The 21,168-nt window shown below is 65.1% G+C and carries 23 protein-coding genes; 11 read left to right on the forward strand and 12 right to left on the reverse strand.

Annotated features, from left to right (window positions below):
• Nucleotides 1-8: 8 nt before the first annotated feature.
• The 3 genes from ACNEOT_RS08925 to ACNEOT_RS08935 all read right to left on the reverse strand — a co-directional run bounded on the left by ACNEOT_RS08925 (nt 9) and on the right by ACNEOT_RS08935 (nt 2,825).
• Entirely contained in the window at nt 9-881 is an 873-nt protein-coding gene (locus ACNEOT_RS08925) for a lytic transglycosylase domain-containing protein (RefSeq protein ID WP_415973511.1), read from the reverse strand.
• 115 nt (nt 882-996) lie between these two features.
• On the reverse strand, nt 997-1,530 hold the full coding sequence (locus ACNEOT_RS08930; RefSeq protein ID WP_415973711.1) for a DUF1003 domain-containing protein: 534 nt from the start codon (nt 1,528-1,530) through the stop codon (nt 997-999).
• Between the two features lie 20 nt (nt 1,531-1,550).
• Nucleotides 1,551-2,825: a magnesium transporter MgtE N-terminal domain-containing protein gene (locus tag ACNEOT_RS08935; protein WP_415973512.1), complete on the reverse strand. Its 1,275-nt coding sequence runs from the start codon at nt 2,823-2,825 to the stop codon at nt 1,551-1,553.
• 74 nt (nt 2,826-2,899) lie between these two features.
• On the opposite strand from ACNEOT_RS08935, the gene ACNEOT_RS08940 reads away from it, so the two are divergent.
• From ACNEOT_RS08940 to ACNEOT_RS08965, 6 genes are all read left to right on the forward strand, one after another.
• The gene (locus ACNEOT_RS08940) at nt 2,900-3,841 is read left to right on the forward strand and encodes an HpcH/HpaI aldolase/citrate lyase family protein (RefSeq protein WP_415973712.1); all 942 of its coding nucleotides are present in this window, start codon (nt 2,900-2,902) and stop codon (nt 3,839-3,841) included.
• A 69-nt stretch (nt 3,842-3,910) separates the two neighbouring features.
• Nucleotides 3,911-4,399 carry a general stress protein gene (locus ACNEOT_RS08945; RefSeq protein ID WP_415973513.1) on the forward strand — a complete coding sequence of 163 codons (489 nt, stop codon included), beginning with the start codon at nt 3,911-3,913 and terminating at the stop codon, nt 4,397-4,399.
• 195 nt (nt 4,400-4,594) lie between these two features.
• The gene (locus ACNEOT_RS08950; RefSeq protein ID WP_415973514.1) at nt 4,595-5,917 is read left to right on the forward strand and encodes an ABC transporter substrate-binding protein; all 1,323 of its coding nucleotides are present in this window, start codon (nt 4,595-4,597) and stop codon (nt 5,915-5,917) included.
• Complete coding sequence (locus ACNEOT_RS08955; RefSeq protein ID WP_415973515.1) at nt 5,914-6,837, forward strand: carbohydrate ABC transporter permease; 924 nt, start codon at nt 5,914-5,916, stop codon at nt 6,835-6,837. Before ACNEOT_RS08950 ends, ACNEOT_RS08955 begins: the two co-directional genes overlap by 4 nt.
• Nucleotides 6,837-7,670 (forward strand): carbohydrate ABC transporter permease, encoded by an 834-nt coding sequence (locus tag ACNEOT_RS08960; RefSeq protein WP_415973516.1) that lies wholly within the window; start codon nt 6,837-6,839, stop codon nt 7,668-7,670. The genes ACNEOT_RS08955 and ACNEOT_RS08960 overlap by 1 nt, the downstream gene beginning before the upstream one ends.
• Before the next feature lie 5 nt (nt 7,671-7,675).
• Nucleotides 7,676-8,845: an ABC transporter ATP-binding protein gene (locus ACNEOT_RS08965; protein ID WP_415973517.1), complete on the forward strand. Its 1,170-nt coding sequence runs from the start codon at nt 7,676-7,678 to the stop codon at nt 8,843-8,845.
• Nucleotides 8,846-8,909: 64 nt separating this feature from the next.
• Here the strand turns inward: ACNEOT_RS08965 and ACNEOT_RS08970 are convergent, their stop codons facing one another.
• The 4 genes from ACNEOT_RS08970 to ACNEOT_RS08985 form a co-directional block, all read right to left on the reverse strand.
• Nucleotides 8,910-9,197, reverse strand: a complete 288-nt coding sequence (locus ACNEOT_RS08970) for a hypothetical protein (protein WP_415973518.1) — start codon at nt 9,195-9,197, stop codon at nt 8,910-8,912.
• A gap of 163 nt (nt 9,198-9,360) precedes the next feature.
• Nucleotides 9,361-10,815 (reverse strand): MFS transporter, encoded by a 1,455-nt coding sequence (locus tag ACNEOT_RS08975; protein ID WP_415973519.1) that lies wholly within the window; start codon nt 10,813-10,815, stop codon nt 9,361-9,363.
• A gap of 137 nt (nt 10,816-10,952) precedes the next feature.
• Nucleotides 10,953-11,816, reverse strand: coding sequence for a chromosome partitioning protein ParB (locus tag ACNEOT_RS08980; RefSeq protein ID WP_415973520.1), 864 nt, complete (start codon nt 11,814-11,816; stop codon nt 10,953-10,955).
• Nucleotides 11,806-12,522: a metallophosphoesterase family protein gene (locus ACNEOT_RS08985; RefSeq protein WP_415973521.1), complete on the reverse strand. Its 717-nt coding sequence runs from the start codon at nt 12,520-12,522 to the stop codon at nt 11,806-11,808. The genes ACNEOT_RS08980 and ACNEOT_RS08985 overlap by 11 nt, the downstream gene beginning before the upstream one ends.
• Before the next feature lie 96 nt (nt 12,523-12,618).
• On the opposite strand from ACNEOT_RS08985, the gene ACNEOT_RS08990 reads away from it, so the two are divergent.
• On the forward strand, nt 12,619-13,212 hold the full coding sequence (locus tag ACNEOT_RS08990) for a suppressor of fused domain protein (RefSeq protein ID WP_415973522.1): 594 nt from the start codon (nt 12,619-12,621) through the stop codon (nt 13,210-13,212).
• Between the two features lie 5 nt (nt 13,213-13,217).
• Here ACNEOT_RS08990 and ACNEOT_RS08995 read toward each other — a convergent pair whose 3' ends face one another.
• Nucleotides 13,218-14,315, reverse strand: coding sequence for a magnesium and cobalt transport protein CorA (locus tag ACNEOT_RS08995; RefSeq protein ID WP_415973523.1), 1,098 nt, complete (start codon nt 14,313-14,315; stop codon nt 13,218-13,220).
• Between the two features lie 48 nt (nt 14,316-14,363).
• Between ACNEOT_RS08995 and ACNEOT_RS09000 the strand changes: the two genes are divergently transcribed.
• The 4 genes from ACNEOT_RS09000 (at nt 14,364) to ACNEOT_RS09015 (ending at nt 17,550) form a co-directional block, all read left to right on the forward strand.
• On the forward strand, nt 14,364-15,200 hold the full coding sequence (locus ACNEOT_RS09000; RefSeq protein WP_415973524.1) for a PHP domain-containing protein: 837 nt from the start codon (nt 14,364-14,366) through the stop codon (nt 15,198-15,200).
• Entirely contained in the window at nt 15,197-15,811 is a 615-nt protein-coding gene (locus ACNEOT_RS09005) for a MarC family protein (RefSeq protein ID WP_415973525.1), read from the forward strand. Before ACNEOT_RS09000 ends, ACNEOT_RS09005 begins: the two co-directional genes overlap by 4 nt.
• Entirely contained in the window at nt 15,808-16,095 is a 288-nt protein-coding gene (locus ACNEOT_RS09010; RefSeq protein WP_415973526.1) for a hypothetical protein, read from the forward strand. Before ACNEOT_RS09005 ends, ACNEOT_RS09010 begins: the two co-directional genes overlap by 4 nt.
• A gap of 249 nt (nt 16,096-16,344) precedes the next feature.
• On the forward strand, nt 16,345-17,550 hold the full coding sequence (locus ACNEOT_RS09015) for an NAD(P)-dependent malic enzyme (protein ID WP_415973527.1): 1,206 nt from the start codon (nt 16,345-16,347) through the stop codon (nt 17,548-17,550).
• 91 nt (nt 17,551-17,641) lie between these two features.
• Here the strand turns inward: ACNEOT_RS09015 and ACNEOT_RS09020 are convergent, their stop codons facing one another.
• From ACNEOT_RS09020 to ACNEOT_RS09035, 4 genes are read right to left on the reverse strand one after another with little or no spacing between them, the layout of a single operon-like run.
• The gene (locus ACNEOT_RS09020) at nt 17,642-18,334 is read right to left on the reverse strand and encodes an ABC transporter permease (RefSeq protein WP_415973528.1); all 693 of its coding nucleotides are present in this window, start codon (nt 18,332-18,334) and stop codon (nt 17,642-17,644) included.
• Complete coding sequence (locus ACNEOT_RS09025; RefSeq protein ID WP_415973529.1) at nt 18,331-18,996, reverse strand: ABC transporter permease; 666 nt, start codon at nt 18,994-18,996, stop codon at nt 18,331-18,333. The genes ACNEOT_RS09020 and ACNEOT_RS09025 overlap by 4 nt, the downstream gene beginning before the upstream one ends.
• On the reverse strand, nt 18,993-20,144 hold the full coding sequence (locus tag ACNEOT_RS09030; RefSeq protein WP_415973530.1) for an ABC transporter ATP-binding protein: 1,152 nt from the start codon (nt 20,142-20,144) through the stop codon (nt 18,993-18,995). The genes ACNEOT_RS09025 and ACNEOT_RS09030 overlap by 4 nt, the downstream gene beginning before the upstream one ends.
• A complete protein-coding gene (locus ACNEOT_RS09035; protein WP_415973531.1) occupies nt 20,144-21,118 on the reverse strand; it encodes an ABC transporter substrate-binding protein in 975 nt (324 codons plus the stop codon). The genes ACNEOT_RS09030 and ACNEOT_RS09035 overlap by 1 nt, the downstream gene beginning before the upstream one ends.
• Nucleotides 21,119-21,168 lie beyond the last annotated feature (50 nt).

Raw genomic sequence — 21,168 nt, forward strand, 5'->3', positions numbered from 1 at the left:
ACATGTGATCAGTGAATACGCGGCAGCTGGTCCGAGGACGGGACGATGCCGGTGGCATATCCGGCCGACCAGGCGAGCACATTGGCCACGTAGGCCATCGAGTTGTTGTAGCGCAGGATCGCTCGGGTCGTCGACCCGAGGTCGCGCATGTTGGTGCCGTCGTCGCAGAGGTACATCCCGGTGGCCAGCGCTGCGTCGTAGAGGTTCTGCGGGTCGGAGACTCCGTCGCCGTTGCCGTCTGCGTGATAGAGGTTCCACGTCGAAGGCAGGAACTGCATGGGTCCGACCGCGCGGTCGTATTCGGCGTCGCCGTCGAGCGCGCCGCCGTCGGTGTCACGGATGACCTGGTTGCCGGCGAGGGTGCCGTTGAGGCGCGGTCCGAGGATGGGCTCGTGCAGTTCGCCCGAGTCGTCGACCTTGCCGTTGTTCGCGTGCGTCGATTCGACGCGGCCGATGCCGGCGATGACGGTCCAGCTGATGCCGCAACCGGGCTGCTGTTGAGCCAGGATCCGCTCGGCGTTCTTGTACGCGGAGACGTTGACGACCGGTATCGCGATGGGACTGACGGCGAGGTTGGTGGGCAGTTCGGGTGTGGGCGGGATCTCAGGGACCGGAGCGGGTGCCGGGACCGGAGCGGGCACCGGCTGCTCTGCCGCGGCCACGGGCTGCGCCTGCTGTTCCTGGGCGATCGGCTGAGGAGTCTCGGCCACCGAGTTCGATTCCTGTGCCGCCGGAGTTGTCTTGGCGCTGACGAACGGGATGTATTCCGTGGCTCCCGCGCTGGTGGCGGCGGTGACGAGTCCTGCGGGGACGAGACCTGCCAGAGCAATCACCGAATTCCGTCGGACTCTGGAAGTCGATGCTTTTCTGTGACGACCCACGCGTGCTGTACCTCCTGCAATTCCCCGGAGAAGCCCGGGGCCCGACCTGATGACCGGGATCGAGGGTACCTGATTCGAGACTGTTCTGTTATCGGCCCGTTATCAGCACGGCTCGCTACTGCACATCGGGGTCGGGCGCAGCCGCTTCGTCCGGCACGCGTGCCGCCGCCTTCTTTCGCGCCTTCTTCGGCGACGTGACCGGCTGACCGGTCGCCTGCTCGAGAAGCGCCTTGATCTCGTCGAGTTCGCGGCGCAGGTAATCGCGGGTGGCGACCTCGCCGACAGCGATACGCAACGCCGCCAACTCCCGGGCGAGGAATTCGGTGTCGGCCTTGGTCTGTTGCGCGCGGGACCGGTCCTCTTCGAGGGAGACGCGGTCGCGGTCGTCCTGGCGATTCTGGGCGAGCAGGATCAACGGCGCGGCGTACGCGGCCTGGGTCGAGAAGGCGAGGTTGAGCAGAATGAAGGGGTAGGGGTCCCACTGCAGGTTGACCGCGGCGACGTTGAGAAAGATCCAGACGATCACGATGCCGGTCTGGATGGCCAGGTAGCGGCCGGTGCCGAGGAAGCGGGCGGCGCGCTCGCCGGACTTTCCGAGGTCCACGTCGAACGAGAAATTGAACAGCCGCGATCCGCGCGGAGTGTCCATCCTTTGGCGTGCTGTTTCTTTCACTGTCCGGCCACTTCCTGATCTCGCCAGTCCTCGGGCAGCAGGTGATCGAGGACGTCGTCCACGGTCACGGCCCCGACCAGGTGGTCCTCGTCGTCGACCACCGGGCCGCAGACGAGGTTGTACGTCGCGAAGTATCGCGTCACAGCGGTGAGGCTGTCGTCCGGCGACAATCGCGGGAGCGCACTGTCGACGAACCCGCCGACCAGACTCGCCGGAGGTTCTCGCAGAAGTTGCTGCAGATGCACGCAGCCCAGATAGGGGCCGGTGGGCGTTGCGGTCGGCGGCCGCACCACGAACACCAGGGAAGCCAGCGCAGGCGTCAGATCGGGGTTGCGCACCCGGGCCAGCGCCTCGGCCACCGTCGTCGACGCGGTGAGTACGACGGGCTCGGGGGTCATCAGACCACCGGCGGTGTCGGGGGAGTGCTCGAGCAGACGGCGGACTGGCGCGGAGTCCTCCGGATCCATCAGTCGCAGAAGCGATTCCGCTTCGGTTTCGGGCAGCTCGCCGAGGAGGTCGGCGGCGTCGTCGGGGTCCATGGCCTCGAGCAGGTCTGCTCCGCGGTCGACGCCGAGGTAGTGCATCAGCTCCACCTGGTCGTCGTCGGGGAGCTCCTGGACGACGTCGGCGAGCCGCTCGTCGTCCAGGGCCCTTGCCACTTCCATGCGGCGCTTGACGGGGAGTTCGCGCATCGCGTTCGCGACATCGGCGGCGCGCAGATCCTCGAACTGCATGAGCAGCTGTGCCACACCCTGATCGGGCATCGAGAGCTCGTTCTGGGTGAGCCCCTGTACGTGCTGCCAGTCGACGACGTGGATCGCGCCGCGGCGCGCGAGGCGTTGGCGTTGCTTGCGTACCGCTACGCGAGCGACAACCCAGTCCCTGGTTCGGGTGATCTCGATGCCGAGGTCGACCACGATGGATTCGGCGTCGTGCAGTTCGTCGAGTTCGGGGTCGTCGACGCGGACCTTGGAGTCGAGGATCTGCGCGAAGACGAGGATCTCGTTCGCGCGCTGGGTGAATCGACGCAGACTCACGTTGCCGGTCGTGAGCTGAACCGAGTTGGGCTCGATGCTGGTGACGCGCAGCATCGGCACGAAAATTCTTCGGCGAGTTGCCAATTCGACAACGAGACCGAGAACTCTCGGCTGCGCTCGGCCGACGCGCATCGAGATCACCACATCACGGACCCGCCCGATCGATTCGCCGTCGGGGCCCAGGACGCCCAGGCCGGCCAGCCTGGCCGCGAATACCTTGCTCAGTGCTGCCATGATGGCAAGGTTAGAGGCTCGGTAGTACAGAGGGTGAATCAGACAGGGGTTGTGCTTTCGTGAGTGCATCGGGCATGCGGCGGTCGGTGCTGGCCGTTCCGGGCAGTTCGGACAAGATGATCGCCAAGGCCAAGGGGCTTGCTGCCGACGCGGTCTTTCTCGATCTCGAGGACGCCGTTGCGCCCATCGCCAAAGTCGAAGCCCGAGAGCGCATAGTCGATGCTCTCAACTCCGACGGCTGGGGCGAGCAGCTCAAGGTCGTGCGCGTCAACGACTGGACGACGCAGTGGACGTACGGCGACGTCATCGACGTCGTGTCCGGTGCCGGCCGCCATCTCGACGCCATCCTGCTGCCGAAGGTGGAGTGCGCTGCGCACGTGCAGGCGTTGGATCTGCTGCTCACTCAGCTCGAAAAGGAACACGGTCTCGACGTCGGTGCCATCGGCATCGAGCCGCAGATCGAGAGTGCCCGCAGTCTGCGCAACATCGACGAGATCGCGACCGCGAGCCCGCGGGTACAGACACTAGTGTTCGGTCCCGCCGATCTTATGGCCAGCGTCAACATGCGCACTTTGGTCGTCGGCGAGCAGCCGGTCGGGTACGACACCGGCGACGCCTACCACCACATTCTGATGACCATTCTGCTCGCTGCCCGTACTCACGGTCTGCAGGCGATCGATGGGCCGTACCTTCAGATTCGCGATGTCGACGCCTTTCGTCGCGCGGCCGGCCGCACGGCGGCCCTGGGGTTCGACGGGAAATGGGTGCTGCATCCGACGCAGATCGAGGCAGCCAACGAGATCTTCGCGCCGCGTCAGGCCGATTACGACAAGGCCGAGATGATTCTCGACGCCTACGAGTTCCATACCTCCGCGGCGGGCGGTGGTCGCGGCGCGGTGATGCTGGGCGACGAGATGATCGACGAGGCGAGCCGCAAGATGGCACTCGTGGTCTCTGCCAAGGGGCGAGCGTCGGGAATGGCGCGCACGACGGCCTTCGTACCGCCCACCTCCTGACCGACGCCACCGTGCTGTGAACCGGCACAACGGGTGTGCCGGGTGTCCGTTTCGGGGCACAATGGAGTCATGACCAATCCCATGTCGCAGTCCGGCCGCCCAGGGCAGGGGCTGCCGACGCCGCCCTCCGGCTGGCCCATCGGTTCGTACCCCACCTACGCCGAGGCGCAGCGCGCCGTCGACTACCTCTCCGACGAGGAGTTCTCGGTGCAGGACGTCACGATCGTCGGCGTCGACCTCATGCAGGTAGAGCGTGTTCTCGGCCGGCTCACCTGGCCGAAAGTCATTGGTGGAGGCATTGTTTCGGGTGCGTGGCTCGGTGTGTTCCTCGGCCTGGTCCTCGGTATCTTCAGCGAGAACATCTTCGGAGCACTGCTCATCGGCGTCGGCGGCGGCATCATCTTCGGGTTGATCTCGGCGTCCATTCCGTACGCGGCCACCAAGGGGCAGCGAGATTTCGCGTCGAGCATGCAGTTGGTCGCCGGTCGGTACGACGTTCTGTGTGAGCCCCGAACTGCCGAGAAAGCGCGCGACCTGCTCGCGAAACTGTCGATTTGATCACATCGATTGGACGACCAGGCAACCGACAGGTAACGGAATAGCCCCAATCTCCCCTCAATGCCAGTGAGTTCGGTTACGTTTCTTTCGTGCACGGCAGTACCCATACGAGCGCTGCGCGAGTAACTGAACGTACGGAGGCGGAGAGTGCCGAGACATCGTGGTCGTAGGCCTGGAAAAGCAACGAGGATAGGGGTGTTGGCGGCAGCGGCTCTGGTGACGAGCCCGTTGCTCGCAGCGTGTGGTTCGTCCGACAGTTCGGTTCCGGTTCTGAGTTTCTACACTGCCGCAGACGGCGCAGAGCAGTACGCCGCTGCGGCACAGGTGTGTTCGGACGCGTCGAACGGCCGATACCGCGTGGAGCAGCGGACATTGCCCAAGAGCGCCAACGATCAGCGTCTCCAGCTCGCGCGGCGTCTCGCCGGTAACGACAAGACGCTGGACCTGATGACACTCGACGTGGTGTGGACGGCCGAATTCGCCGAAGCCGGATGGGCATTGCCCGTTCCCGAGGATCTGTCGGCGAAGCTGCGCGACGGCTCCACCCTCGAGGGTCCGCTCGCCACCGCGGAATGGCAGGACCAGCTGTATGCGGTTCCGCTCAACTCGAACACCCAGCTGCTCTGGTACCGGCCGGACGAGGTGCCCGGCGGCGTCCCGCCGCAGACGTGGGATCAGTTGATCGATGTGGCCGAGGCCAATGCGGCGGCGGGCAAGCCCGCGGAGATCGGCGTCCAGGCCAAGCAGTACGAGGGCTTCATGGTCTGGTTCAATTCGCTGCTCGAGAGCGCGGGTGGATCGGTCGTCGGCGAGGACGGAACGACGGTGACACTGAACGACACTCCCGAGCATCGCGCCGCAACCGAGAAAGCCCTCGAGATCATCAAGCGGGTCGCCACTGCCGAAGGGCACGATCCGTCGGTCTCGCAGAGCGACGAGGGAACCTCCCGGCTGGGCATGGAAGCGGGACGGATGGCCTTCCAGGTCAACTACCCGTTCGTGCTTCCCGGCCTGAAGGAGAACGCCGTCGCCGGTGCCGTCTCGTTCCTGGATCTGGCGAATGTGCCTGCCGATCAGCAGGACGCGAAGATCGCCGAGGTCTTCCGCAGCGCTCCGTATCCGGAGGTGAATCCGGGTGAGCCCGCGAAGGTCACCATCGGCGGGTTCAACATCGGTGTCGCGAAGACCACCCAGCACGAGGACCTCGCGTGGGAGGCCGTCGAATGCCTCACCAACCAGGAGAATCAGCGCAACAACGCCGTCAACGGTGGTGTGCCGCCGGTGCTGAAGTCCTTGTACTCCGATCCTGAGTTCCAAGCCGTCTATCCCGCTTGGGAAGGCGTTCTCGGTTCCATCGAATCGGCGGCGGTGCGACCCGTTTCGCCTGCCTACCAGAGCATCTCGATTCTGCTGACCGACGCGCTCAACCCGCCGCAGGACATCGATCCGGTGGCCGACGTGGACAAGCTCGCAGATCTGGTCACCAAGGCCGTCAATTCCGAAGGGTTGATTCCATGAGCGAAACTCCGGACAGGCAGGGAGCCCTGAAAAACGTCTCCGACGGCAAGAAGGCCGAGCGTCGTTTGGGGCTGCTGCTCATCGCACCTGCCGCCATCCTGATGATCGCGGTCACCGGGTATCCGATCATCTACGCGTTCTGGCTCAGCCTGCAGAAGTACAACCTCGCGTTTCCCGAGGATCGTGAATTCGTCGGCCTTGCCAACTACGTGACCGTGCTCTCCGACGGCTACTGGTGGACGGCGTTCAGCGTGACGGCGGGCATCACGATCATCTCGGTGATCATCGAGTTCATCCTCGGTCTCGCGGTGGCTCTGGTCATGCACCGCACCATCTTCGGTCGCGGACTGGTGCGCACCGTGGTGCTCATTCCGTACGGCATCGTGACCGTCGCCGCCGCGTACAGCTGGTACTACGCGTGGACCCCCGGCACTGGCTATCTCGCCAATCTGTTGCCCGACGGTAGTGCTCCACTGACCGAGCAGTTCCCGTCACTGGCGATCGTCGTGTTGGCGGAGGTGTGGAAGACGACGCCGTTCATGGCGCTGCTGTTGCTGGCAGGTCTGGCGTTGGTTCCCGATGATCTGCTCAAGGCCGCCGAGGTCGACGGAGCGGGTGGTTGGACGCGGTTGATGCGGATCACCATTCCGTTGATGAAGCCGGCGATCCTCGTCGCGGTGCTGTTCCGCACACTCGACGCGTTCCGCATCTTCGACAACATCTACGTCCTCACCCGAGGCAGCAACGAAACCGGATCGGTCTCGATCCTGGGTTACAACAACCTGTTCGGTGCATTCAACCTCGGACTCGGGTCGGCGATCAGCATCCTGATCTTCTTCTGCGTCGCGATCATCGCGTTCGTGTTCATCAAGTTGTTCGGTGCCTCGGCACCGGGATCCGACGACGGAGGCCGCAAGTAATGACCACTGTTACGCCTCGCAAGAAGGCCGGTTGGACGGTTGTCAACGTCCTCGTCCTTCTCTACGCACTCGTTCCGCTGCTGTGGATCATCAGCCTCTCGTTCAAGTCGACGGCAACCATCGCCGACGGGAAGTTCATCCCGCAGTCGTTCACGCTGGAGAACTACAAGGGCATCTTCTCCACCAATCAATTCACCTCGGCGCTGGTGAACTCCATCGGCATCGGACTGATCACCACGGTGATCGCCGTGGTGATCGGCACGATGGCCGCGTACGCCGTTGCCCGCCTGGACTTTCCGGGCAAGAAGCTCCTCGTCGGCGCGGCTCTGCTCATCGCGATGTTCCCCCAGATCTCGCTGGTGACACCGCTGTTCGACATCTCCCGCTCACTGGGATTGTTCGACACCTGGCCGGGGCTGATCATTCCGTACATCACCTTCGCGTTGCCGTTGGCGATCTACACCCTCTCGGCGTTCTTCCGCGAGATTCCATGGGAGCTCGAAAAGGCAGCGAAGATGGACGGCGCGACGCCCGCACAGGCTTTCCGGAAAGTCATCGCACCGTTGGCCGCTCCTGGCATCGTCACCGCCGCCATCCTGGTGTTCATCTTCGCCTGGAACGACCTGCTGCTCGCCATCTCGTTGACGGCGACGGAACGTTCGGTCACCGTCCCGGCGGCCATCTCGCAGTTCACCGGTAGCTCTCAGTTCGAGGAGCCCACAGGATCGATCGCAGCGGCAGCAGTCGTCATCACGATCCCGATCATCATTTTCGTGCTCTTCTTCCAACGACGTATCGTGGCGGGCTTGACGTCCGGCGCAGTGAAGGGATAACCGTCATGGCCGAAATCGTTCTCGACAAAGTCACCAAGCTCTACCCCGACGGCGCGGCTGCGGTCAGCGACGTCGACATCACCATCGCCGACGGCGAGTTCATCATCCTCGTCGGGCCGTCCGGTTGCGGAAAGTCCACGACGCTCAACATGATTGCCGGTCTGGAAGACATCTCGTCCGGCGAGCTGCGGATCGCGGGGGAGCGCGTCAACGAGAAGGCACCGAAGGATCGCGACATCGCGATGGTGTTCCAGTCCTACGCGCTGTACCCGCACATGACGGTGCGGCAGAACATCGCATTCCCACTGACGCTGGCCAAGCTCTCGAAGTCCGAGATCAACACCAAGGTCGAGGAGGCAGCGAAGATCCTCGACCTGAGCCAGCACCTCGACCGCAAGCCGGCGAACCTCTCCGGTGGTCAGCGTCAGCGAGTTGCCATGGGCCGCGCCATCGTTCGCACGCCCAAGGCGTTCCTGATGGACGAGCCGCTCTCCAACCTCGACGCGAAGCTGCGCGTGCAGACTCGCGCCGAGATCTCACGCCTGCAGAAGCGGCTCGGCACCACCACCGTGTACGTCACACACGATCAGACCGAGGCAATGACCCTCGGCGATCGCGTCGTGGTGCTCCGCGGCGGGCTGGTGCAGCAGATCGGCTCCCCGCAGGAGCTCTACGACAAGCCGCGAAACCTGTTCGTGGGCGGCTTCATCGGATCGCCCTCGATGAACTTCGTGCCCGGACAGCTCACCTCGAACGGCGTGTCCACCGCACTGGGTGAGATCGACATTCCGCTCGAGCGGATGGATGCGATCAAGGCCAAGAACCCGGGCCGTGAGGTGGTCGTCGGTATCCGCCCCGAGCACTTCGAGGACGCGGCGCTGATCGACGGCTATCAGAAGATGAGCGGAGCGACCTTCACCGCGACCGTGGACGTGCTCGAGTCGATGGGCAGCGACAAGTACGTCTACTTCACCCTGAAGGGGGCCAAGGTCGAGTCGAGCGAACTGCAGGAACTCGCGGCCGATGCCGGTATCGCCGATCTCGGTGGCGCACAAGTGGTTGCGCGTCTGGCCGCCGAGTCCAAGGCCACCGAGGGTGGTCAGGTGGAGCTGTGGTTCGACCCGGCGAAGATCTCGGTGTTCGACCAGGCCTCGGGTTCCAATCTGACGCTGTAAGTGCCTACGGCAGTGGTGTGGTTAGGTGCCTTCACGGGCACATAACCGCGCCACTGCGCAGCACTCAGAACGCCGAACCCGTGGTCGGCAGTGCGAAGCCCTGGAAGAAGTCGAACGGAACCACATTCGGTGCCGGGTTCTGCAGCTGCGGTGCCGGTGCCTGCGGGAAGAGTTCGGGCAGACGGAACTCGTCGGGCTGCTGGTGCTCTTGCGCCTGCTGATCGCCGTGTCCGCGATCGTTGCCGTCCGATCGCAGCGGATCGGCCGACGCAGTACCGGTTGCTGCCACCAGTGGAACCGCCACGAGGGCTCCGGTCACTGCGGCGCGGGTGAGAATCATCCTGGTGTTCATTCGGTGTGCCTCTCGTCGGTGTTCGTACCTTCACGACAGTAGGTATGCGTGAGGTCGCCGGAAAGGCAGATTCGTTGACTCCCAGTAGATTACGAGTTTTCTGTCAGGCGCCGTCACCAGCGATCGGGCGGTCTCCGGCCTGGTCGGAGGCGGGCTCCAGCTGTCAGCCTGCTGTGAACTGGCCGGCAGTGCCTCTGAGCGCGGTGGTCGGTTCGGACTCGGCAACCCGCACCGATTCCCGAGTGGCCGGGGTACTCCTGATGGCCAGGGCCGCGAGTACGACGACGAGGCAGGCGACCGCGCCTGCGACGAAGGCTGCGGTGTACACGCTTTCGCGGGCAACGGCTGTCCCGTCGATGGTGAACATGGCCAGGACGGTGGACAGCGTGGCGCTGGCTATCGAGGTACCGACGGTTCGCACGATCGAATTGACGCTGTTCGCTACACCGGTGTCCGCTGCACTGACCTCGGCCATGAGCAGGTTCGGCAGGGCCGCGAACGCGAGACTGACGAACATGTTGATGACGATGCCTGCGGTGATCAGCTGCCAGGTGTGATCGTGGGCCAGTGCGACGAAGACGAATCCGACCAGCCCGATCACGGCTCCGGCGATCAGCACTCGGCGCGGCCCGAAGGACCGGATGAGGCGGCCACTGATCACCGCGGCCACTACCCCGACTGCCGCGCCGGGCAGCAGATAGACGACGCTCGCCTCGAGCACATTCGCAGTGAAGCCGTAGCCGGCCACGGCTCGTGGTGTCTGCACGAAGTACGAGCAGGCGAGGAAATTGACGAACATTCCGATACCGACGAACAGGGTGGCGACGTTGGTGGCGAGCAACGGGCCGTGGGTGAGCATGCGGGGTGCGACGAGCGGCTCGTCGGCGCGCTTCTCGAAGGTCCACCAGATGGCCCCCGCCAGTACCCCGGCGAGCGCGCAGCCGATGGTGGCGATCGAACCCCACCCCCAGGTACGGCCCTGGGTCAGGGCGAGGAACAGCAGAAGCAGAGTCACCGCGAGCAGTGCAGCGCCCCACCAGTCGACGGTGCCGCCGCTGGTTCTCGCCCGCGCCGGTACGCCGAACCAGGCGATCGCGAGGGCGAGCACCACGAACGCAACAGTGAGCCAGAACACGCGGTGGTAGTCGGCACCGTTGGCCGTCAGCAGTCCGGTCAACACCAGTCCGAATCCACCGCCGACGCCGAGTGTGCCGGACAGTACGGACATCGAGCCCACGAGCTTACGAGGAGGCATCTCGTCGCGAAGGACGGCGAGCGCGATGGGGAACAATGCGTAGGACACGCCCTGCAGGACTCGGCCGACGATCAGCCACAGCAACGAGTGGGTCAGCGCCGCGAGCAGAGATCCGGCGAGGACGACGGTGAGCACACCGATCAGCACCGGACGCTTACCGTGCAGGTCGGCGAGCCTACCGATGACCGGGGTAGCGATCACTGCCGCGAGGAGATTGGCCGTCAGTACCCACCCGGCGGCGGTGGTGCTGACCCCGAGTTGGGTGCCGATGGTCAGCACGATGGGGACCACCATCGTTTGTAGAACGGCGAGGGTCATGACGATGAAACAGAGTCCGGGCAGCAGGATGCGGCGGGTGGACATGAAAGGAACTACCTCGTTACGTATTCGACTGTGCGGTGGAACCGAGAAAACAAAATGATGAACGCATCTAAGTAATTATCAGAGATCGGTGTACCAGGGAAATGAGCCGGGCCCGACGGCCGGGCCGCGACGCAGTCCTATTGCGGCCGGGTGGGTTTGCCCAGCGCTTTCTGCCGGAGTTCGCTGACGATCTCGTCGTTCCAGACGTGTTCGCGCACCAGGCGATAGCGCTCTCGGCTCATCCACAGGTAGGCCTCCGCGTCGGTTCGATCCTCGAGGATCTGCGCCGCGCGCACCATTCGCACCACCGGCAGGTACTCCTCACCGAACCAACGCCGCGCGACGGTACCGCGGTCGACGAATTCGCCGACCTCCTGCATCAGCCGAAAACCCCACGCCTCCACGGACTCGCTGAGTTGGGCGTAGTCGAAGGGGTCGGTGACCTCGACGGCCTCGCGGGCCCGGCCCACCAACGGTACCCGGCTCAAGAAGATACGACGGTGATCCTTGATCAGCAGGTCGCCGCGGCGGGTGATGCCCTCGGGGGAAATGCGCGTGATGATCTCGGTGACGACGGCGTCGATCGTGGTTCGGTGCATCGCGAATGCGATGGACACTCGATGATGACCGTCGACCACGAAGTGCATACCGCCGATGCGGTACACCTGGATCGGCGGCATCGCCTCACCGCGACGCTGAGCGGCCGCCAACCGCTGCCAGCGTTCGCGGATGCGCGCCGATGTGGGCCGGAAGAATCGGTCGAAATCACGAGTGCGGTCGACGCTTCCGACGATGGTCTCGACGCGAATGACCTGCAGACCGAGGTGACGCTCGCCCACCTTGCCCAGAGCCGCGACCACCTCGTCGAACGGCAGGATCGTGTTGACGTCGTCGGGCTGACGCCGTAGCCACCCGACCAGACGTGCCACGTCGGCGCGTCGGCGCTGGCGGGTGAAGTCGTTCTCCGCATCGGCGGCCGGAAATCCGGTGTCACGTGCCATGTCTGCGCCTCACGATCTTCGGTGCCTCGAATTCCGGTCTCGGGCCGCCGGGTTCGATCTCGAGAAGGGTGTATCCGACGGTGTTGATCACCGCCGCGCCGTGCAGGGTCAGATCGTCGGGAGTGTGGCCGTGTGGATGAATGTGGCCGTGCAGCAACAGTTGTGGGGACAATCGGCGCGTCACCTCGTCGAGGCAGTCGAAGCCGACGTGCGCGGGGTCGGTGTCGTCTCCGACTCCCAGTGGTGGACTGTGGGTGAGCAGAATATCGACGGGCCGAAGGTCCTTGCGCACGTTGCGATGCCAGGCGAACGTCCGGGTGAGGGTGCGTGATCGCCGTCGTTGTTGCCGCTGGGTCCACTGATTGGGCCCACCGTTGTAGCGGATGGACCCGCCGAGACCGGCGATGCGCAGGCCTGCCGCGGAGACGATTCGGCGATCGACGTTGACGGCACCGACCGGTCCGGGCCAGGTGGCGGGCAGCCCGGCGCGCATCCACCCCGCGCGCCCGGCCGAGTATCCGGTGAGATCCGCATCGTGATTGCCCGGCACGAACACACACGGAGCGTTCAACGCATCGGTGAGGTACTCGAGATAATCGAACGGGAGGTCGCCCGCGCCGAGAATCAGATCGACTCCGAGCGACCTGACCTGCGGACTCCACAGGGATTCGATCGTTTCGTCGGCGACTGCGAGAACGGAGACCACGGATACGACGGTACCCACCTACGGTGCGGTGGTACCTCCGAACGGACTTCTCCGGCATCGGTGGTGTTTGATTGGTCCGGTGAGCGACAGTGTTGGATGGGTCACGTGAGCGACAGTGTCATTGCAGCGGTACGCGCACATCTGGTGTCCGCGATCGGCGACGAGAATCCGTCGTCGGCGTCGGTGACGTTCCTCGGCCTCGAGTCCCTGGACGTCCTGAGATTCGGCGCGGACGCCGACGTGGTCCGGTACGTCAGTCTCGGCTGCTCTCGGCACCCCATGGCCGACCCGAACGAATTGGTCGCCGATCCCTCGCGCGGTCCCCGCGCCGAACTGGTGCTGACTCTGCGCGGTGGGGCAGGCGTGGCGTCGGGTGTGCACAAATCTCTGGCCGTGCTCGCTGCTTCTCCGGCAGTCGAGGGCGTCGTGCTCGTCGAGGATGCCTTGCTCGATCTGGGCGAACCGCTGTGGACCAACGCGCCGTTCACCGCAGTTCTGCTCGGAGCGAGCGACATCGGTGATCTGACACTGCCCGAGCCCTACGATCCGGTGCGGTTCCTCGCGGCCGTGCCGTTGACCGGGACCGAGGCCGCCTGGGTGCGGCTACGCGGTGCCGACGCCTTGCGTGAGGCCTGGACCGAAGCCGGAATCGACGTGCGCGATCCGAATCGGTCCGCTGCCAGCCTCTGAGCCACTCACAACCAGTTGTTCTTGTGGAACGTGCGCCACAACCCGATGCACACGCAGGCGACGACCCCGACCATCAGGTGGTAGCCGTACGTCCAGTGCAACTCGGGCATGTTGTCGAAGTTCATCCCGTAGATGCCCGCGACCATCGTCGGCACAGCGGCGATCGCAACCCACGACGAGATCTTGCGCATGTCCAGGTTCTGCTGCATCGTCACCCGCGCCAGCGCGGCGTCGACCAGTGAACTGAGCACCTCGTCGTACTCCGAGATGCGTTCGGCGACCGTCGTGTGATGGTCCTGCACGTCGCGCAGGTAGCGTCGCACGGCTTTGGGGACGCTCGGCTCCTGCACCAGACGCGCCAACGGCGTCGACAGGGGCGTCACCGACCGGCGCAGCTCGACGACCTCGCGCTTGAGCAGATAGATGTTCTCGATGGGCACGTGGTGGTGCGGTGAGAACACCTCTTCTTCCATGACGTCGACGTCTCGCTCGATCGAGTCGGTCACCCCGAGGTATTCGTCGACCACGTGGTCGGCCACTGCGTGCAGTACTGCCGATGGGCCGAGAGTGAGTTGTTCCGGGTTCGCCTCGAGGTTCTGCCGCACTCCGGCCAGACCCGAGTGCTCACCGTGCCGGACGGTGATGACGAAATCGCTGCCGACCATCACCATGATCTCGCCGCTCTCGACGATCTCGTTGGCGGTGGTCACCGACTCGTGCTCGACGTACTTCACCGTGCGCAACACCAGGAACGCGACGTCGTCGTAGCGCTCGAGTTTCGGCCGCTGATGAGCGCTGACGGTGTCCTCGACCATCAGCTCGTGCAGGCCGTAGCACTGCGCGACCGCATCCATCTGATGCTCGTCGGGGGCGTGCAGACCGATCCAGACGAACCCTTCGCCGCGGTTGCGAACTTCGGCGATGGCCGAGGAATGGGTGAATCTGCCGGGCAACCGGACGCCCTCGACGTACACCGCGCAGTCGACGATCGCGCGGGCCGTGGGCACCGGAATTCGCGGTGTCGGCTCGGGATCGGCTTTGGCGGATCGTCGATGCAGTGACGGCAGCGACGGGCGTGGAGGAAGGGACGGCACAGCGGGCAATCGTACGCCAGCAAAACGACGAGAGGTCGGGCCTGGAACACTGTGCTGGTGCTCATCGATCTCCACACCCACTCGACGGCGTCCGACGGCACCGACAGCCCGGCCGAGCTGGTCCGCGCGGCAGCCGAAGCAGGACTGTCCGTGGTGGCTCTGACCGACCACGACACCACCTCGGGGTGGGACGAGGCGGCCGCAGCTCTGCCGTCCGGTCTCACGCTCGTTCGCGGCATGGAACTCTCGTGCACCGGTCGAGGAGAGGACGGCAAACCCGTTCCGGTGCATCTGCTTGCCTACCTGTTCGATCCCGCCGACGAGGCGTTCGCTCAGGAACGTGCACGCTTGCGCGGCGAGCGGGTGACGCGATTGCGTGCCATAGCCGAGAACATGGCGGCGGACGGTCTGCCCATCGACCCCGACGCGGTGCTGGCCTCGGCCGGGGAGGCCGCCGGGCGACCTCATCTGGGCCGAGCGCTCATCGAGGCGGGATACGTTCCCGACATGAATGCCGCATTCGCCGGTCCGTTGGCGACGGGCGGGAAGTACTACGTGGAGAAGGTCGACACCCCGCTCGAGGTCGCGGTGGACATGATCGCAGCGGCCGGCGGTGTCAGTGTGCTCGCGCACGCGAGAGCCCGTACGCGCGGCCGCATCCTCGACCTGAATCACATTCGCGAACTCGCAGCTCTCGGCCTCGGCGGGGTGGAAGTACACCACATGGATCACTCGCCGCAGGACACCGAAGTCATGGCCGATCTCGCCGCCGAACTGGATCTGATCGTCACCGGGTCCTCGGATTACCACGGCACCAACAAGACGGTGAAACTGGGCGAATACACCACTGCGCCAGAGCAATACGACCGGATCGTTGCGGCGGCCCGCCCATGACGTTCGACGTGACGCTCTACCTGACGGTGCTGATCACCCTGTTCGTCATCATGGACCCACCGGGCGCGATACCGGTGTTCCTGTCCTTGGTCGGCCGCAAGAGCAAGGAAGCGCGCAACAAGGCCGCGTGGCAGGCTCCCGCGGTCTCGCTCACCGTCATCTCGGTGTTCGCGATCGGCGGCCAGGCGATCCTGAGCTATCTGCACATCGGCATCCCGGCACTTCAGGGTGCGGGCGGGCTGCTACTGCTGCTCATCGCCCTGTCTCTGCTCACCGGAAAGGGTGCAGGCGGAGACGCGGCCGCGGAGGACGTCAACGTGGCACTCGTGCCACTCGGCACTCCGCTGATGGCCGGTCCGGGTGCCATCGCCGCGGTGATCGTGTACGTCAGCCAGGCCGACGGTCACGTCGGCTCGTTACTGGCAATTGCGTTGGGCATCATCACCATTCACGTACTGTTCTTCCTGGTGCTGCGCTTCTCGACGGTACTCATCCGGCTTCTCGGTGAAGGTGGAATCTCGTTGCTGGCACGCATTGCCGGTCTGCTGCTCGCCGCCATCGCGGTGCAGTTGATTGCGGATTCGGTTCGCGGATTCGTGGCGGGCGGATGACCGGGGCAGGGGCGGGGCTCCGATTCCTGCGCGGACTCAGCGGAGTCGTCACCGCAGGACTGGTGGTGCTCGCGATCGGCGTCGCGGTCGCTCAATATCTGGGTCACTCTCGCGGCTTCCCCGGACCGGGCGGAATCTCCGTTGCCGCCCACATCGTCGCGGCCGTCGTTGCCGTCGTCGCACAGCGCGTCACCGATCACCGTCGCGGACTGTCCGCGTTCCTCGGCGCGATCGTGGTCATTTTCGCCACCGGCCTGGTCCTGTGGACGCAGTGGTGGCAGTAGCAGGCCGGTGGCGGTCGGATCGTCCTGACTCTGTGGTCAGGTGGGGCGGCGATGTGGCACACTGAGGAACCGACAGGGCTACAGCCCATCGCTGATCGTGCAGGCCACCCGCCTCACCCGCGAGACACGCTTTCGGCAGTTTGCAGCCAGCACTGGCGCACTCCGAGCGCCCTCATTCCCCAGCACCACCCACTTCGTTGACATGCGTCGCCTTGCTGGTCGAGGTCGACAGTGCGAGGAGCATTCACCGTGACGGCAGTCGAAGACACCGGAGAAACACACACCGCGCCGGCAGTGCAGGCCGCGATCACCGACGAGGAGATCTTCGCCGGGCACCTGGGCGGCAAGCTGTCGGTCGAGTTGGCCGCACCGCTCGACACCCAGCGCGATCTGTCGATCGCCTACACCCCCGGAGTGGCCCAGGTGAGCCGCGCCATCGCTGCCGATCCGACGCTGGCCAAGCGGTACACCTGGACCGACCGCCTCGTCGCCGTCATCTCCGACGGCTCCGCGGTGCTCGGCCTGGGCGATATCGGTCCTCGCGCGTCGTTGCCGGTGATGGAAGGCAAGGCCGCACTGTTCAAGAAGTTCGCAGGCCTCGATTCCATCCCGATCGTGCTCGACACCAACGACGTCGACGAGATCGTCGAGACGATCGTGCGGATGCGGCACAGTTTCGGTGCCGTCAACCTCGAAGACATTTCGGCACCACGCTGTTTCGAGATCGAACGCCGCGTCGTCGACGCGCTCGAATGCCCGGTGATGCACGACGACCAACACGGCACCGCCATCGTCGTCCTCGCCGCGCTCAACGGGGCCGCGAAGGTTCAGGGGCGCGACACGTCCGCACTGAAGGTCGTCATATCCGGAGCCGGTGCAGCAGGCGTCGCGTGTGCCAACATGCTTCTCCTGGCAGGCATTCCCGACGTGGTGGTACTGGACTCGAAGGGGATCGTCTCCTCCGACCGCCTGGACCTCACCAGCGTCAAGACCGATCTCGCTCGGCGCACCAACCCGCGTGCGCTCAGCGGAACAGCGGGCGACGCCTTGGCCGGAGCGGACGTGTTCCTCGGTCTGTCCGCGGGCAAGATCGACGAGAGCTACATCGCCTCGATGGCCCCCGAGTCCATCGTGTTCGCGTTGTCCAACCCGGATCCGGAGATCCACCCGGAGGTGGCGAGGAAGTACGCCGCCATCGTGGCGACCGGACGCAGCGACTTCCCGAACCAGATCAACAACGTTCTCGCCTTCCCCGGTGTGTTCAAGGGCGCGCTCGACGCGGGTGCCCGCCGCATCACCGAAGGCATGAAGCTCGCCGCTGCCGAGGCAATCCTCTCGGTTCTCGGCGACGAGTTGGCTGCGGACAAGATCGTGCCCAGCCCACTCGATCCTCGTGTCGCCCCGGCCGTTGCGGACGCAGTTGCGGCAGCAGCGCGAGCCGAGGGCGTCGCGTAGGAAAACGGAAGAAACACCGGCGAACCCGGCCCCCACCCGGGCCTGCGGTTCGCCGGTGTCTTTCGTCGGGGCGTCTTTCGCGCGGGTCCGGTCAGACCTTCGGCGTCACGGTCGGCATCCGCCGCAGGCGTCCGGTTCCCGGAACCGATGTCCACACCGCAAGGGCGAGAAGGCCGTCGACGATGAGGGTCAGCAGCGCCACGAGGATCGCACCGACGAGAACGCGGCCGTAGTCGTAGAGTGCGAGGCCGTCGAAGATGTAGCGGCCGAGCCCACCGAGATTGACGTAGGCCGCCACTGTCGCCGTGGCGATGATCTGCAGTGTGGTGTTGCGCAACCCGCCGAGTATCAAAGGCAGAGCGTTGGGGATCTCGACCCGAAACAGCACCTGTGTCTCGGTCATTCCCATTGCGCGGGCCGCGTCCACCACGTTCGCGTCGACGTTGGCGATGCCGGAGTACGTTCCGGCCAACAGCGGCGGGATGCCCAGCAGGACCAGCGCGATGATCGGTGGGATCAGCCCCAACCCGATCACCAGAACCAGGAACACCAGGATGCCGAGGGTGGGCAACGACCGCAGTGCGTTGACGAGCCCGACGATCACGGCCTCACCGCGACGCAGGTGGCCGATGAGCAGGCCGATGGGCACTGCGACAGCCGCGGAGAGCATCACCGCCAACAGGCTGTACCACATGTGCTCGATCAGTCGTGCGCCGATTCCCGTTGCACCGGACCAGTTTCCGCTGTCGAGAATGTACGAGAACGCCTCGGAGAAGAGATTCATGCGCGCGCCTTCTTCGTCGACGAGCCCGTACTCAGCCGCGTCCACGGGGTGAGCCGACGCCCCAGCACGTACAGGGCCGCGTCGAACACCAACGCCAGGAACACGATCGAGATGATGCCCGCGAATATCTGGTCCGGGTAGTCACGCTGGTAGCCCTGCGTGAACAGCTGACCGAGGCCGCCGATACCGATCACCGAGCCCACCGACACCAGGGAGATGTTCGTGACCGCAACGACTCTGATGTTGGCGATGAGTACCGGAAGTGCAAGCGGCAGTTCGACGGTCACTGCTCGGCGCAGGGTCGAGTACCCCATTGCCTCGGCGGAATCGACGACGGCGAACGGTACCGAGTCGAGAGCCTCGGGCACAGCGCGCACCAGCAGTGCCGTCGAGTACACGGCCAGAGCGATCACCACGTTCAAGGGATCGAGAACGGGGAGGCCGACCACTGCCGGGATGGTGACGAACAGCGCCAGCGACGGAAGGGTGAACGCAATACTGGCCACCGTCAACGTTATTCGACGAACCCAGCGGGTGTTGCGAATGACGGTGCCCAGTGGGATGGCGATGAGCAGGCCGACAAACAGCGGGACGAGCGAGAGGTACAGATGTGTCTTCGTGTAGCCCACGACGACCCCGAAGTTCTCGAACAGCCAGGTCACTGTTCGTTGTCCCCGGTCGCGAGGAAGTGGTGCCGGTTGCGCTCTTCGTCCTCGGATTTGCGTTGTGCAGCAAGGTTTTCGAGGATTTCGGCACCATCGACGCTGCCCACGGCCGCCCCGGATGCATCGACTGCGACACCGATGCCCGATGGCGAGGAGATCGCCGAGTCGAGTGCCTGACGCAGATCGCCGCCCTCGAGAAACAGAGAGCCACCGGCCGCTGTGCTCTCGTCGATGCTTCGGCCGTCGCGCACCTTCTCGACTCCGGTCGCGTCGATCCACCCGAGTGGACGGCGCTGCGAGTCGACGACCAGAACCCACTGTCCCTGGTCGAGTCGAAGGCCGTGGATCTCGTCCTGCATCGCCGTGTCGATCGGGTGCATGGTCACCGACTGTGCCGACCGGAACGACAGGCCTCGGTAGCCGCGATCGCGGCCGACGAAACCGGCTACGAACGGAGTAGCAGGTGCAGCGAGTACCGTCTCGGGCTTGTCGTACTGCTGTAGCCGGCCCTGTGGTCCGAAGACCGCGATGTGATCACCGAGCCGGACGGCCTCGTCGATGTCGTGGGTGACGAAGACGATCGTCTTCTTCAGATCGGCCTGTAGGCGCAGCATCTCGGTCTGCAGTTCCTCGCGAACCACCGGGTCCACGGCGCTGAACGGCTCGTCCATCAACAGGATCGGGGGGTCGGCGGCCAGGGCTCGGGCCACTCCCACTCGCTGCTGCTGCCCGCCGGACAGCTGCGCCGGATAGCGCAAGGCGAACGCCGGGTTCAGCCCGACTCGCTCGAGAACATCCAGCGCGGCCTTGCGCGCAGCGCGACGGGTTTCACCGTTGAGTACCGGCACGGTGGCGACGTTGTCGACGACGGTGCGGTGCGGCAGGAGCCCGGCACTCTGAATGACGTAGCCGATTCCGCGTCGCAGCTTCACGGCGTCGGTGTCCGCGATGTTGCGACCGTCGACCGTGATCACGCCCGAGGTGGGCGTGATCATGCGATTGATCATGCGCATCGACGTGGTCTTGCCGCAGCCGGACGGCCCCACGAACACGGTGAACGAGTGTGGCTCGATCACCAGGTCCAGGGAGTCGACCGCGGTGGTGCCGTCCGGATAGGTCTTGTTGATCTGCTCGAAGGTGATCATCAGCTGACCGGCTGGTCCAGACCCTTGTCCTTGACCCACGCCGCCGCTGCCGCCGCCGGCTCGACCTTCTCGTCACCGGAGACCGAGGTGTTCAGAGCAATCAGCTCCTCGGTGGTGATCTGCGCCGACACGGCGTCGAGCACCTGGGTGAGCTTGTCCGACTGCTTGGCCGTGCGCAGCACCGGGATGACGTTCTGCGCGGCGAAGTTGTTCTCCGGATCCTCGAGCACCACGAGGTCGTTCTGCGCGATGGCAGGCGAGGTGGTGAAGATGTCCGCTGCGACAACCTGTCCGGAGACGAGCGCCTCGACCGTGGCCGGGCCTCCGCCGTCGGAGATCGGGATGTAGTTGCCCGCCGAGATGTCCAGGTTGTACTTGGCCTTCAGGCCGGGGAGGCCGCCGACGCGTTCCTGGAACTCCGGAGTACCGGCAAAAGTCACCTCGGACGAGAACGGGGCGAGGTCGCCGATGGTGGTGAGGTTGCGCTCGGTGGCGGTCTGGCGAGTGACGACGACGGCGTCCTTGTCCTCGCCGGGTGCCTGCGCCGTCACGGTGAGGTCGTCGCCCAGCGCCGCGGGCAGTGCCGCGAGAACGTCCGCGGAGGACGAGGCGGTCGCAGATTCGTCCAAGTACTGCAGCAAGTTGCCGGTGTAGTCCGGGATCAGGTCGATCGACCCGTCCCGCACCGCGGGAATGTAGGCCTCACGGCTGCCGATGTTGAGCTTGGTGCTGACCTCGAAACCGTTGGCGCGCAGAGCCTCGGCGTAGATGTTTGCCACGGTCTCGGACTCGGGGAAGTTTGCCGATCCGATGATGATGGAGTTCGTGTCGCTGTTGCTCTCGCCGCCACCACTGGACAGTGGATCCGAATTTCCGCCACAGGCGGTCAGGGCAGTGACCGAGAGAGCGAGTGCGGCAACGGCCGCCACTGCCCTCGGTGCAGAGAACGCGCGCGTGATTCGGGAGGTGCTCATGGTGTCCTTCCATCGGTTCGGGCACAGTCGACGCCCATCTCCCTTCGACT

This window comes from Rhodococcus sp. 077-4, from assembly GCF_047782425.1.
Lineage (GTDB): Bacteria > Actinomycetota > Actinomycetes > Mycobacteriales > Mycobacteriaceae > Rhodococcoides.

What these genes read in the sequence shown, in the direction of transcription:
- ACNEOT_RS08965 (WP_415973517.1), top strand. Translation starts at nt 7,676, where the DNA reads ATGGCCGAAATCGTTCTCGACAAAGTCACCAAGCTCTACCCCGACGGC.
- ACNEOT_RS08940 (WP_415973712.1), top strand. Translation starts at nt 2,900, where the DNA reads ATGCGGCGGTCGGTGCTGGCCGTTCCGGGCAGTTCGGACAAGATGATC.
- ACNEOT_RS09005 (WP_415973525.1), top strand. Translation starts at nt 15,197, where the DNA reads ATGACGTTCGACGTGACGCTCTACCTGACGGTGCTGATCACCCTGTTC.
- ACNEOT_RS08975 (WP_415973519.1), bottom strand. Translation starts at nt 10,815, where the DNA reads ATGTCCACCCGCCGCATCCTGCTGCCCGGACTCTGTTTCATCGTCATG.
- ACNEOT_RS08980 (WP_415973520.1), bottom strand. Translation starts at nt 11,816, where the DNA reads ATGGCACGTGACACCGGATTTCCGGCCGCCGATGCGGAGAACGACTTC.
- ACNEOT_RS08990 (WP_415973522.1), top strand. Translation starts at nt 12,619, where the DNA reads ATGGGTCACGTGAGCGACAGTGTCATTGCAGCGGTACGCGCACATCTG.
- ACNEOT_RS09030 (WP_415973530.1), bottom strand. Translation starts at nt 20,144, where the DNA reads ATGATCACCTTCGAGCAGATCAACAAGACCTATCCGGACGGCACCACC.
- ACNEOT_RS08970 (WP_415973518.1), bottom strand. Translation starts at nt 9,197, where the DNA reads ATGAACACCAGGATGATTCTCACCCGCGCCGCAGTGACCGGAGCCCTC.
- ACNEOT_RS08945 (WP_415973513.1), top strand. Translation starts at nt 3,911, where the DNA reads ATGACCAATCCCATGTCGCAGTCCGGCCGCCCAGGGCAGGGGCTGCCG.
- ACNEOT_RS08930 (WP_415973711.1), bottom strand. Translation starts at nt 1,530, where the DNA reads ATGGACACTCCGCGCGGATCGCGGCTGTTCAATTTCTCGTTCGACGTG.
- ACNEOT_RS09020 (WP_415973528.1), bottom strand. Translation starts at nt 18,334, where the DNA reads ATGAATCTCTTCTCCGAGGCGTTCTCGTACATTCTCGACAGCGGAAAC.
- ACNEOT_RS08935 (WP_415973512.1), bottom strand. Translation starts at nt 2,825, where the DNA reads ATGGCAGCACTGAGCAAGGTATTCGCGGCCAGGCTGGCCGGCCTGGGC.
- ACNEOT_RS08960 (WP_415973516.1), top strand. Translation starts at nt 6,837, where the DNA reads ATGACCACTGTTACGCCTCGCAAGAAGGCCGGTTGGACGGTTGTCAAC.
- ACNEOT_RS09035 (WP_415973531.1), bottom strand. Translation starts at nt 21,118, where the DNA reads ATGAGCACCTCCCGAATCACGCGCGCGTTCTCTGCACCGAGGGCAGTG.
- ACNEOT_RS09010 (WP_415973526.1), top strand. Translation starts at nt 15,808, where the DNA reads ATGACCGGGGCAGGGGCGGGGCTCCGATTCCTGCGCGGACTCAGCGGA.
- ACNEOT_RS08955 (WP_415973515.1), top strand. Translation starts at nt 5,914, where the DNA reads ATGAGCGAAACTCCGGACAGGCAGGGAGCCCTGAAAAACGTCTCCGAC.